The organism is Leptolyngbya sp. AN10 (assembly GCF_050565645.1).
In the GTDB taxonomy this organism is placed as follows: Bacteria; Cyanobacteriota; Cyanobacteriia; order Leptolyngbyales; family Leptolyngbyaceae; genus Leptolyngbya.
The window spans coordinates 78,428-90,944 of sequence record NZ_JBNXVP010000024.1; the positions used below are offsets into that span (position 1 = coordinate 78,428).

The 12,517-nt window shown below is 46.6% G+C and carries 8 protein-coding genes; 4 read left to right on the plus strand and 4 right to left on the minus strand.

Translation table 11 applies throughout. The features are described 5' to 3' along the window. The first annotated feature begins 16 nt into the window (after positions 1-16). Positions 17-964 carry a ParA family protein gene (locus tag ACQ4M5_RS27645; protein ID WP_430678976.1) on the plus strand — a complete coding sequence of 316 codons (948 nt, stop codon included), beginning with the start codon at positions 17-19 and terminating at the stop codon, positions 962-964. A gap of 133 nt (positions 965-1,097) precedes the next feature. Here the strand turns inward: ACQ4M5_RS27645 and ACQ4M5_RS27650 are convergent, their stop codons facing one another. Both ACQ4M5_RS27650 and ACQ4M5_RS27655 read right to left on the minus strand, forming a co-directional pair. Further along, positions 1,098-1,625 carry an AAA family ATPase gene (locus ACQ4M5_RS27650; RefSeq protein WP_430678977.1) on the minus strand — a complete coding sequence of 176 codons (528 nt, stop codon included), beginning with the start codon at positions 1,623-1,625 and terminating at the stop codon, positions 1,098-1,100. Beyond that, entirely contained in the window at positions 1,594-2,889 is a 1,296-nt protein-coding gene (locus ACQ4M5_RS27655; RefSeq protein ID WP_430678978.1) for a glucose-1-phosphate adenylyltransferase, read from the minus strand. Before ACQ4M5_RS27655 ends, ACQ4M5_RS27650 begins: the two co-directional genes overlap by 32 nt. Before the next feature lie 205 nt (positions 2,890-3,094). Between ACQ4M5_RS27655 and gcvT the strand changes: the two genes are divergently transcribed. Continuing rightward, positions 3,095-4,177, plus strand: a complete 1,083-nt coding sequence (gene gcvT, locus ACQ4M5_RS27660; RefSeq protein ID WP_430678979.1) for a glycine cleavage system aminomethyltransferase GcvT — start codon at positions 3,095-3,097, stop codon at positions 4,175-4,177. A gap of 33 nt (positions 4,178-4,210) precedes the next feature. Next, the gene (gcvH, locus tag ACQ4M5_RS27665) at positions 4,211-4,600 is read left to right on the plus strand and encodes a glycine cleavage system protein GcvH (RefSeq protein WP_430678980.1); all 390 of its coding nucleotides are present in this window, start codon (positions 4,211-4,213) and stop codon (positions 4,598-4,600) included. A gap of 13 nt (positions 4,601-4,613) precedes the next feature. On the opposite strand, the gene ACQ4M5_RS27670 is transcribed toward gcvH, so the two are convergent. Together ACQ4M5_RS27670 and ACQ4M5_RS27675 are read right to left on the minus strand one after the other, a co-directional pair. Beyond that, positions 4,614-4,820: a hypothetical protein gene (locus ACQ4M5_RS27670; RefSeq protein WP_430678981.1), complete on the minus strand. Its 207-nt coding sequence runs from the start codon at positions 4,818-4,820 to the stop codon at positions 4,614-4,616. An 83-nt stretch (positions 4,821-4,903) separates the two neighbouring features. Further along, positions 4,904-9,079: a DEAD/DEAH box helicase gene (locus tag ACQ4M5_RS27675; protein ID WP_430678982.1), complete on the minus strand. Its 4,176-nt coding sequence runs from the start codon at positions 9,077-9,079 to the stop codon at positions 4,904-4,906. Between the two features lie 459 nt (positions 9,080-9,538). On the opposite strand from ACQ4M5_RS27675, the gene gcvP reads away from it, so the two are divergent. After that, positions 9,539-12,478, plus strand: coding sequence for an aminomethyl-transferring glycine dehydrogenase (gene gcvP / locus ACQ4M5_RS27680; RefSeq protein WP_430678984.1), 2,940 nt, complete (start codon positions 9,539-9,541; stop codon positions 12,476-12,478). Positions 12,479-12,517: the final 39 nt, after the last annotated feature.

A 12,517-nucleotide genomic window follows, 5' to 3' on the forward strand; every position in this document is an offset into this window, starting at 1 on the left:
TCATCGGAGGCAAAGCATGACGTATACGATCGCAATGACGAACATGAAAGGCGGAGTCGGTAAAACGACCCTCTCGGTGAATTTGGCAACCTGCCTCGCAAAGTTTTACCAGAAGCGCGTTCTCTTAGTTGATTTGGATACACAAATTAGCGCAACTTTGAGCTTGATGCCGCCTGCGGATTTCGCTCGGTTGCGGAATGATAAGCGGACATTGAGAAATTTGATTAATCGTGCGATCGCGTCTGATCCGAAGTTACCGCAAATCGTCCCGGATGCAATTCACAAATATGTTTGCCAGTTGAAAGGCTTCGATCTGTTGCCGGGTGATATTGATTTGTATGATGAATTTTTGGTGTCTCAACTGTTACATAAAACAGCACTCCAGAAAGGTGATACTGATTTTGAACAGGTTTGGAATGTCTTTGAGAAGCAACTGATTCGGAAAGTATTAGAACCGATCGAGAAAGATTACGATTTCATTATTCTCGATTGCGCTCCAGGCTATAACTTGATTACTCGAAGTGCATTGTTAGCCAGTAATTACTATCTCATTCCTGCGAAACCTGAGCCACTTTCGCTGATTGGAATTCAGCTTTTGGAGCGTCGGATTAATAAGCTGAAAGAAACACACAAAACAGATGCGGCTGAAGTTGAATTAGAAATGCTGGGCATTGTGTTTTCGCTGTCTGGTAATAATATTTTGACGGGTCGATATTACGGGCAAGTCATGAAGCGACTCAATGAAGATTTCAGTGAAGCGAAATTGTTCAAGACGCGGATTCCATCAGACGTGAATGTGTCGAAAGCGATCGATAGTTTCAGCCCGGTTGTATTAACGAATCCGGGAACGGCAGGATCGAAAGCGTTTGCAATGTTGGCTCAAGAAGCACTGCAAAAATTATCAGTTTTGACTCGGACAAATCAAACCTTGCAAAAGAAAATGTCGCTGGCAGCTTTGGATTGATTCGCTTCGTTTTGGTCGGCTAGTGCCTCCTGAGAGCTTTAAAGGAATGAGAGTCACGTCGCTGTGGTTGCATCCGCCCGTGATTTGCAATCACGGGCGGATGTAGCAATCAACGACTACCTTTAAATACCTCCTAAATCCCTCTGAAATGCAGCGAATCTTTGTCAAACGATCGTACAATTTCAATCTCATCCAATCCCTCATCCAATCCAGGTGGTGCGCCATATAATCGACGTGCCATCCGATAGATTACTTCTTCTGGAACGACTCTCGATCGCAGTTTATTCCGCTCTAAACAAACCTCGATCGACGGATTAATCCAAACTCCAATAATCTCTGTAAATCCACATTTTCGCGCTAATGCGATCGCGGCTCTGCGTTGTTTCCGTACTGCGTTTGTCGCATCGTAAATCGCGAATTCAATTTCATTTTTTCCGATCGCTTCGACTGCTTGATCAAACTGCGATCGAACTTCTAACCAAATGTTTAACCAACTGCCTTGAATCGCTTCTGCTCCGAACAATTGAGCGCGAATCGCATCTGTGGAAATAATTCTTGAATGAGAAAGAGAGCGGGCAAAAGTTGATTTCCCGCTCCCTGGTAAGCCGATTAACAGAACTAAGCGAACCTTAGATAATGGTTCCGTCGGGGATGATTGCACCTTTCAAAGTCACGACAATGCCACTACGAATGTAGAAACCCTGATTTTCTCGATCGGCTTCTTGTACCCGATCTTTGTTCACGATTTGCACATTGCAGCCGATGTGAGCATTCTTATCAATAATTGCGCCCCGGATAATCGTGTCGGAACCGATGCCCAACGGCACTTTTGGCGTGTTGCAATCGATTCCTGATCTCCGTTCAGCGTGACCTTCGTAAAAGTCGGCTCCCATGATGAGTGTATCTTCGATGATCGAGTTGGCTTCAATTCTCGATCGAACTCCTAACACCGAATGATGCACCCGACAATTCTTTAGAATGCAGCCTTCCCCAATGATCGATTCAGTCACATGAGAATCGAGGAATTTGCTCGGAGGTAGGAATCTTTGACGAGTGTAAATTGGAGCCGTTTCGTCATAGAAACTAAACGGAGGATACGGTTGCTGAGTTAGTGCAAGATTGGATTCGTAAAAAGCGCCGATCGTTCCAATATCTTCCCAATAATCATTGAACAAATATGCTTGAACGTTGTAGCGATTTGACGAAGCTGGAATAATTTCTTTACCGAAATCCGTTTGATTCGGTGCTTCTTTTAACAGCTTTTCGAGAACTTCTTTTTTGAAAACATAGATTCCCATTGAAGCAATGTAGGGATTTTTAGCGGCTTCTTCTGCGGTTAAACCCAGAACCGTTGTATCAACCTGCATCTCTTTCAGGGCATCCCCTTTCGGCTTTTCACTGAAGTCTACAACCCGTCCAGCTTCATCGATTTTCATCAATCCGAAATCTGAGGCGCGATCGTCATCCATCGGCACAACAGACAGCGTAATATCTGCACCTGTATCACGATGTCTTTGAACAAATTCGCGATAGTCCATCCGGTACAAATGATCACCCGAAAGAATCAAATACTCGTCAATATCCCACTCTTGAAACAGCCAAATATATTGACGAACTGCATCCGCCGTTCCTTGAAACCAATTCGGATTTTCAGCCGTTTGTTGAGCCGCAAGCACTTCGACAAAGCCTTCATTAAAGCCTGAAAAATTGTAAGCGCGGCTCAAATGGCGATTGAGAGAAGCAGAATTAAATTGCGTTAGAACGTAAATCTTAAAAATTTCGGAATTGATGCAGTTACTTACTGGAATATCGATCAGCCGATACTTTCCAGCAAGTGGGACAGCGGGTTTTGCTCGTTGTTTCGTCAACGGATACAACCGAGTTCCAGCGCCCCCTCCCAGGATTATTGCTAATACCTTTTTCACAAAATAACCTCAACTTCCTCTTCGACTCCCACCCTTAGTTTGAGTCCGGATGGCAAAGTTGGCAAGAGGTTTCAGGCAGAGAATTCAAATTGGGGATCGTCCAGGGAAAATTTTGAGGAGGTTTGCAATCTAGGATACATTCACGAATCAAAATTGCGAGAAATGATAACTTTGGAATGATGTCTTTATGTTGTGAGTTGCTCCCTTGAATTCTTTGCGCCGCACCCCGTTGTATAAATTAGCGATCGAGCTAAATGCCCGGATGGTTGGTTTTTCTGGCTGGGAAATGCCTGTCCAATTTGGTGGAATTACGCAGGAACATCATGCAGTCCGCGCTGATGCTGGAATGTTCGATATTTCTCACATGGGCAAATTTACGCTCACAGGCAAGGATGTGCTGCCTCAGATTCAACGGCTCGTTCCTTCCGATTTAAGCCGTCTCCAGCCCGGACAAGCTCAATACACAGTGTTGCTGAATGAACAGGGTGGCATTATCGATGATTTGATTTTTTACTTTCAGGGTGACGATCGCTGGACGGTGATCGTGAATGCGGCAACGACTCAGAAAGATTTCGATTGGATGGCTGCAAATTTGAGCGGGGTTGAATTCCAAAATCTCTCTGATTCTCAAGCTTTGATTGCGGTTCAAGGTAAAAAAGCAGTTGAGCATTTGAATGCGATCGTCGATCAAGATCTTTCTCATCTCAAACCCTTTGGACATTTAGAGACTAAGATTCTCGGTCATTCTGCGTTCATTGCTCGAACTGGATACACCGGGGAAGATGGATTTGAAGTCATGCTTGATCCTGAAGGCGCGATCGAACTTTGGCGATCGTTACTCGATACGGGTGTCGTTCCTTGTGGATTGGGAGCGCGGGACACGTTGCGATTGGAAGCTGCAATGGCACTTTACGGACAAGACATCAACGATTCGACGACACCACTTGAGGCGGGATTAGGTTGGCTCGTGCATCTCGATACGAAAGGGGATTTTATTGGTCGATCGATTCTTGAAGACCAGAAACAAAATGGAGTCAAAAAACGGCTCGTCGGCTTACAGATGCAGGGAAGAAATATTGCGCGGCATGACTATCCGATTTTTGCAGACGGGCAAGAAGTAGGAATTGTCACGAGTGGAACCTTAGCGCCAACGGTGGGACAAGCGATCGCACTGGGCTATATTCCGACTGAATTATCCAAGCCTGGACAACTCGTAGAAATTGGAATTCGCGGAAAAAATTATGGTGCGATCGTGGTTAAGCGTCCGTTCTACCGCGCAACCAAATAGAATAGAAGATGCAATTTGACCCCCAGACCGCTCATGGCATTCGATTATCCTGAAACGCTGAAATACACTGACTCTCACGAATACGCCAAACTTGATGGCAACACTGCCACGATCGGCATTACTGCATTCGCGATCGACCAACTTGGCGATATTGTGTTTCTGGAATTACCGGAACCTGGAACCGAGGTGCAGAAAGGCGAGAACTTCGGAACGGTGGAATCGGTGAAAGCCGTGGAAGATTTGAAATCGCCTGTGAGCGGTACGGTGTTGGAAGCGAACACGGAAATGGTCGATGCTCCAGAAAAGTTGGTCGATGATCCGTATACGTCGGGCTGGCTGATCAAAGTTCAGGTGAGTGATTCGTCTGAGTTGGAGAGTGCAATGTCGGCGGATGACTATCGTGGCATGGTTGAAGGAAGTTGATAGAACTACGGAATTAATCGTTGTACCGTGGCGATCGCTGTGAATTTTGAAGCGATCGCTGTGTACGCTTCATAAAACCCTGTGAATTTTGAAGCGATCGCTGCGTACGCTTCATAAAACCCTGTGTACGTCTGACTAAACGCTGTAAATTTTGAAGCGATCGCTGTGTACGCTTCATAAAACCCTGTGAATTTTGAAGCGATCGCTGCGTACGCTTCATAAAACCCTGTGTACGTCTAACTAAACGCTGTAAATTATGAAGCGATCGCTGTATTTGCTTCATCAAACGCTGCGACTAATCAATCAGCCTGCCTGAATCAGTTGTAAAAGATCATCAGTCGAAACCTTGCCGCTGATCTCTGTGCCTTCGAGCAAGCTATCTGCCAATTCGCGTTTGTGCTGGTGTAACTCTACGATTTGATCCTCGATCGTTTCTTTTGCCACCAGTCGGTAAATCGTGACGGGTCGCTGTTGCCCGATTCGATGAGCGCGATCGCTGGCTTGATCTTCAACTGCTGGATTCCACCACGGGTCCATGTGAATCACATAGTCTGCGGCTGTGAGATTCAGTCCAGTTCCGCCTGCTTTTAAGCTAATTAAGAACACATCGCCTTCACCGGATTGGAAAGCGTTAATCCGTTTTTTGCGCTCATTAATCGAGGTGCTGCCATCAAGGTATTGATAAGCGATCGCTTTTTCGTCCAGAAAATCTCGCAGGATGTGTAAGTGATCAACGAATTGACTGAACACTAAAACTTTGTGGCGATTGTCTAAGAGTTCTTCAAGAACTTCGCCAAATAGCTGAAGTTTGGAACTGGGTAACGGTGACTCTGGAGTGACCAAACGGGAATTGCAGCAAGCCCGACGCAGCTTCATGATTTCTGCTAAAACTTGTAGATGTTTTTGTCCTGCAACCGCATCGGATTCTGAAAGTCGCTCGATCGCGCTTTTTCTGAGAGCTTCATAGAATAAGCGTTCTTCTGCACTCAGTTCAACGTGCAACACAATCTCAGTTCGCGAAGGTAATTCTTGTAGGACTTGGCTCTTGGTGCGGCGTAGTAAGAACGGTTGAATCAATTTTCTCAGTCGAATTCGGGCTTGTTTGTCCTCGAATCGCTCGATCGGGACAGCGAATCGTTCGTTGAATTGCTCCATTGAGCCGAGCAATCCGGGATTGATGAATCTGAACAAATTCCAGAGTTCGCCTAAATGATTCTCGATCGGGGTTCCTGTCGTAATCAGTTTGAAGCCGCCTTTTAAGTTCATTGCAGCCTGCGATCGCTTCGTTGCAAAGTTCTTAATCGATTGTGCTTCGTCGAGAATGATTGTTTGCCATTCAACATTCGCTAATAGTTGCGCCACATCATCTTGCTGAAGCAATCCATAGCTACAAACCAGCACGTCGAACGGTTGAAGGCGATCGATCACTTTTTGCCGATCGCCACTTCCAAACTGAACAACGTTCAAAGTTGGAGCAAATCGATCAATTTCACTAATCCAGTTCAAGCACACCGAAGTTGGAGCAATGACCAAGGTTGAACCATTCGCAGCACGAGTGAGGATGAGCGCGATCGATTGCAATGTTTTTCCTAATCCCATTCCATCCGCCAAACAAGCCCCCACACCCCAATGAGCCAGTCTTGCCATCCAGCGAAACCCTTCGATCTGATACTCTCGAAGTTCTGCCTGTAGCGTTGAAGGAACAACCGGATCAAGCGTTCCGATCTCTTTCAATTTCTTGAGATGAGCTTTCCAATTCCGATCGACTTCGAGATCTCCAACATCTTCAATCCAATCCTCGATCGCGACTGCGGCTAAAGGATGAAACCTTGTCCCTTTTCCATGCTGTTGTGCGATCGCTCTGAATTCTTCTAACCGTTTGCGAAACTCTTCAGTCAGTGCAAGAAACTGTCCATCTTCTAATTGAACAAACCGACTTTCTGTATGTCCAAGCAATCTCAACAATTGCTGCATTTCCAGGACAGACTCTTCATCCAGCTTGATTCCGCCAGTCGCAGAGAACCAATCTTGTTCGCGTTGAATCCGAAGCTGAAAATCTCCCAGTCCAACCTGTTTCCGAATGCGGAATCTTTCACCTTCAGGATGTGAAATGATGGCTCGATCGCCTAAGTCTTGCAAATCGAGCAACAGTTCTAAGCAAGCTTCAGGATCTTCGATCCACCATTCCCCGTCTTCTTCTTCGTAGTCATCGAGCGTATGACAATCTGCGATCGCGCTTTCTGCAAGCTTCCGTTCTTGTCGTAAATCTCGTGTGGTTTGCAATCGCTTCCCGTCAATCTCAGCAATCACCGTTTCGCCACCCATTCCCGGACGATAGTATGCTCCACCAATTGCGAAAGGACGAACTAACGCAGAAACTTTTAGACCTGTTCCCGCTGGTAGTAAATGAATGTTCGGAGTTGGATCAGCAGGAACTTCTTCGGCACTTACACCGCCACCAATATCAGAGTGAACGGTTACTAATCCAGAGATTGCATGAATGGCGGATAGCACTCGATCTTTTGCAGCCGAAGGTACTTCCAATTGATTCTTTGATCCTAGAATTTCCGCGATCCGACGATGCTCTGGAGTCAGTTCAATCACTTTCAGTCGTGTTGGACTTTCCTTAATTACCAGAATGCTTTGATTCTCTTTTGGTGCGGGTGAAAGCTGCAACGTTAAACGATCGCTCTTCCCCTTTTTCACCATCAATTCCGGTTCGCCTCGGACAATCTCGATCTGCACATTTGTATCTTCCCAAAACACATGAGGATGACCAATCAAAGCCGCGATCGCTCTTTCCCCAAACTTATAATCCATCTGTCCGTAATAGCCCTGCGGAGTCGCTTTCAGTTCTGCACAAGCCCGCCGATCTTGCTCAGTCAGATAGGAAAATTCATCGATCGATTTATCCAATCGTTTCAGTGCAACATTTCGACCTTTGCCCCATTGTCCTCGTGCATTCAAAGATTGTTCTCTAGGTTGCAGTAACCAATGATTTTGGAACAACGTCACAAACCAAGCTAATCGCTGTTTTGTCTCAGCTTTACTGGGTTTAGTCGGTTCTTTTTGTAAGTTCACTAACGCATTCAGGCAGAGTTCCCAAGGTTCTTGCGATCGCACTAAATCGATCATTGGGGTGATACCTGTCGATCGCACAAGTTGTTCTGTAATTTCAACAAACTTACTACGCGGTTTGAACTTTGCTAACAGGGCAGCAGTTTCAAGGGCAATCCAGTCATAGCCTGCGGCGCTTGCTCGTTCATAAAACGCTTCCAAGCCACGAGACAACAATCGTTTTGCACTGTCCACATCTGTCCAATACACAGCGAGTGCATTGATAATTGTTTCTAAACTGTAGTGATTTCGATAGGGAGCAAGATCGAGAATCCACTCTTTCTGAGCGATATCACCTTGCTGGAGTTGAATGACTTTCTCTAGAGTCTCGTAGGGAGAATTGAGCCAGAATTTTGCTTGTTTCGCGATCGCACAATACGTTTTCGCTTCTTCTAGTCGCTGTGGAGATCCGTCTTTGATCAATGCCAGCACAAAGAACAATCCGGTCACAGCTTGAAAGTAAGCTTTACGTTTTCCAGTGCCTTTTCTCAGCGTTTGGAGTGCGATCGAGAATTGTGCGATCGCGCTTTCGGTATCCTGATTCAACAGATTGAACCATCCCCACAAAGCAGCACCACTCTCTCGATACTCCGTTGGCAAGTTTTCTAGAACGTTTCTAGCTTGTTCGAGTTGTCCGCGTAGCAACAACTGTTCAGCTAACAATAAAGGCTGCCACTTGAACTTCACCGATTCCGCTGCACAGTCTTCTTGTAGTAGCTGAAAGGCTTCATGAGCGGGAATAAGATGCTGATAAGAATCTCCCAACACTCCGATTAAAGCAGTCTGATAGATATCTGGATCTAAGGTACGGAACCAAGTTGAATCAAACGGATTGCTGCAAATGAAAGTGAGAACATCCTCGATCGACATTCTCTGTTTCTGATTGGCATATCGATAATAGTCCTCGAATTGCTCCGCTACAAAGGTGAGATTGTTCTGATACAAGCCAATCCGAACTTCGCGGAGAAACTGTCGCTCGCCAGTGAAATAGCGAGGTCCCATTTTGCCGTAGGTGTGAATCGGTATATGTTCATTCACCGCAGCCGCGATCGTATGAAATTCGTTTAGCTCGATCGCTTCACGAGTCGCGACTTCAGCAATTAGCGGATTGCAAATTGTTGATTGACCAGACGGAACGAGAAACTCGTCTTGCAGTAAGCGATCGAAATGCGGCTTGAGTTCGGTCGTGGTATACGTCTTACCTGTGGCGCTTCTCGTACCGAGCGGATTAAAACAGCTTAAAAATGCAGTCCGACTGATTGGCTCATACGCGATCGAATACACACGAACGATTTGGCGTTTGAGCGGGTCGAGTTTCCGGTAGCGATCGATTAATTGAGCTTGTTCTGCATCCACTGGCATTCAATCTGAGGAAAATGGATGTCAACCAGGATAACAAGAAAGAGCGAAGACGATATAAGAGGATGTTTGAGAAGTAGCCGTTCGGACGCATTCACCCGCCCCGGACTAGAAGTCGGCGCTAACGGTGCGAAGTCCAGTAAACGGGACTCAAGACTCTGAAAGCGTTCTCCCAGTCCCCTTCAGTGGACTTCGTGCTGTTAGCCCCGAATTCCATTCCGGGGCGAGAGGACATCGGAGTGAAATGACTTTCTATACTTTTCAAACATGCTCTAAAACCCAAACTCACGATTTTCCTCTCAGATTTCTAGAATCTAAATCGCATCTTCATGGTAGATTTACCTCTCTTCGGTTTCGCTTACGAGTTAATTGTTGCAGAATGTTTCTAATTGATTTGATATTGTGAATGTTCATCGACTGAATTTTAGGAATTTTTCTGTCCCTTAGCGATTCCGGTATCCTATGTCTGAACCCACTTCTACGCCGATTTTGTCCGACTATAGTGAGCGCTCTACCGTCGAATTCGATTCGTCCGACTCGATCGATCGCACTCCCGCTCAAACTCAATTGAATTACACCGATCGCTTTGTCGATCGTCATATCGGAGTCCGAGGCGATGACATTCAAGCGATGCTCTCAGCATTGGGCTTGAAGTCTGTTGAAGATCTGATTGCCAAAGCGGTTCCACAAACGATCCGAATCCAACGCCCGTTACAAATCGGAGCGGGACAGAGCGAGTATGAATTGCTGCGAGATTTGAAAGCGATCGCGTCAAAAAATCGAGTCATGCGATCGTTTATCGGGATGGGCTACTCAAACTGCATTACGCCGCCAGTGATTCAGCGCAACATTTTAGAGAATCCCGGTTGGTACACACAGTACACGCCCTATCAGCCCGAAATCGCTCAAGGTCGCCTCGAAGCGCTGTTGAACTATCAAACGATGGTGATGGATCTGACAGGGCTAGAAATCGCGAATGCGTCTCTGCTCGATGAAGGAACGGCGGCAGCGGAAGCGATGTCGATGAGCTACGGATTGGTGAAGAATGCGGCGAAAACGTTTTGGGTGTCGAGCGCGTGTCATCCCCAAACGATCGAGGTAATTCAAACTCGTGCGCTCCCGCTTGGAATCAATGTAATTGTGGGCGATCACCGGACGTTTGAATTCGATACGCCGATCTTCGGAGCCTTGTTGCAATACCCAGCCACCGATGGCGCGATTTATGACTATGCCGAATTTATCGATCGTGCTCATCAATCCGGAGCGCTCGTCACCGTCGCGGCAGATCTCCTCAGTTTGACGCTGTTGAAGCCACCGGGAGAATTCGGAGCCGATATTGCGATCGGAAATACTCAACGATTCGGAGTTCCCCTCGGTTATGGTGGACCCCACGCCGCTTACTTTGCGACAAAAGAAGCCTACAAACGGCAACTCCCAGGAAGATTAGTCGGTGTCTCAAAAGATCGCAGTGGTCAGCCTGCTTTAAGATTGGCACTCCAAACTCGTGAGCAACACATCCGACGCGATAAAGCCACCAGTAACATTTGTACCGCGCAAGTTCTACTGGCTGTAATTGCTGGAATGTATGGCGTTTATCATGGTGCAGAAGGCTTGAAAAATATTGCCAATCGCATTCATCGCATGACCGTTCAATTGGCGATCGCGCTCTCTAAATCAGGCTTCAAACTCGGCTCTGAATCTTACTTTGATACGTTACGAGTCGAAATTCCAGGAAAAGCCGCTCAGATTTTGGCACAAGCATTAAATCTGGGAATTAACTTACGCAAGATTGATGCCGATACCGTTGGAATCTCGATCGATGAAACGACTTCGGAAAAAGATTTAGTCGATATTCTCAAGAGTTTTAGCGATCGAGCAAAATTGCCTGAAATTCCGAGTGTGCAAATTCCAGCAACATTCGCCCGAACTTCTGAATATCTGACGCATCCGACCTTTTCAGCTTATCGATCGGAAACCGAATTGCTCCGGTATATGTATCGCTTGCAATCCAAAGATCTGTCGCTCACTTCTGCAATGATTCCGCTCGGTTCTTGCACAATGAAGCTAAACGCAACCGCAGAAATGGTTCCGATCACTTGGGCAGAATTTGGACAGTTGCACCCATTTGCCCCGATCGACCAAACTCAAGGCTATCAAGAACTCTTCAATCAGCTTGAATCCTGGCTCTCTGAAATCACCGGATTTGCTGGAATTTCACTGCAACCGAATGCTGGATCACAAGGTGAATACGCTGGATTGCTCGTAATTCGACAATATCACCTCGATCGTGGTGATGCTCATCGAAATATCTGTCTGATTCCACAATCTGCACATGGAACGAATCCCGCGAGTGCAGTGATGGCAGGCATGAAAGTAGTCGCGATCTCGTGTGACTCCGAAGGCAATATTGATCTCGCTGACCTCAGAGCCAAAGCCGAACAGCATCGGGATAATCTCGCGGCTTTGATGGTGACGTATCCTTCAACGCATGGCGTATTCGAGGAAGGCATTCGCGAAATTTGTTCGATCGTGCATGAGAACGGTGGACAAGTTTACATGGATGGCGCGAATATGAACGCTCAGGTCGGACTCTGCCGCCCTGGTGATTTTGGTGCAGATGTCTGCCACTTGAATTTGCATAAAACGTTCTGTATTCCACATGGGGGTGGGGGTCCTGGAGTTGGACCGATCGGGGTTGCAGCGCATCTAGTCCCGTTCTTGCCCAATCATTCTGTAATCCCAACCAGTACAGAACAAGGAATTGGGGCAGTGTCAGCGGCTCCTTGGGGCAGTGCCAGCATTTTGCCGATTTCGTGGATGTACATCGCCATGATGGGCGGTCAAGGATTAACCGAAGCGACTGAGATTGCAATTCTGAATGCAAACTACATTGCCAAACGGCTCGAAGGTCACTATCCAGTCTTGTACAAAGGCAAAAACGGCTTAGTCGCGCACGAATGTATTCTCGATTTGCGAGAGTTCAAAAAGAGTGCAGAAATCGAAGTCGATGATATTGCCAAACGACTGATCGATTACGGCTTCCACCCGCCTACGGTATCTTGGCCCGTGGCTGGAACGGTCATGGTCGAACCAACCGAGAGCGAATCAAAAGCAGAACTCGATCGATTCTGTGATGCGATGATTGCAATTCGAGAAGAGATTCGACTGATCGAAACTGGAAAGGTCGATCGAACAAATAATCTCTTGAAAAATGCACCTCATACGGTTGTCGATCTCACTTCTGAAACTTGGGATCGTCCCTATTCTCGCAATGAGGCGATTTTCCCAACGGCTTGGACTCGTGCAAACAAGTTCTATCCGGCTGTGGGGCGAATTGATAATGCGTATGGCGATCGTAATTTGGTTTGTTCTTGCTTACCGATGGACGCTTACGAAAGCTAGTTGAAAAAAAGTGCCCTCACTCCAAGTTTTCCAGAGCGA

Excerpts from the sequence above, each read along its gene's own strand:
- ACQ4M5_RS27675 (WP_430678982.1), bottom strand. The coding sequence starts at position 9,079 with ATGCCAGTGGATGCAGAACAAGCTCAATTAATCGATCGCTACCGGAAA.
- ACQ4M5_RS27670 (WP_430678981.1), bottom strand. The coding sequence starts at position 4,820 with ATGAAGCGTACGCAGCGATCGCTTCAAAATTCACAGGGTTTTATGAAG.
- ACQ4M5_RS27645 (WP_430678976.1), top strand. The coding sequence starts at position 17 with ATGACGTATACGATCGCAATGACGAACATGAAAGGCGGAGTCGGTAAA.
- gcvP (WP_430678984.1), top strand. The coding sequence starts at position 9,539 with ATGTCTGAACCCACTTCTACGCCGATTTTGTCCGACTATAGTGAGCGC.
- gcvH (WP_430678980.1), top strand. The coding sequence starts at position 4,211 with ATGGCATTCGATTATCCTGAAACGCTGAAATACACTGACTCTCACGAA.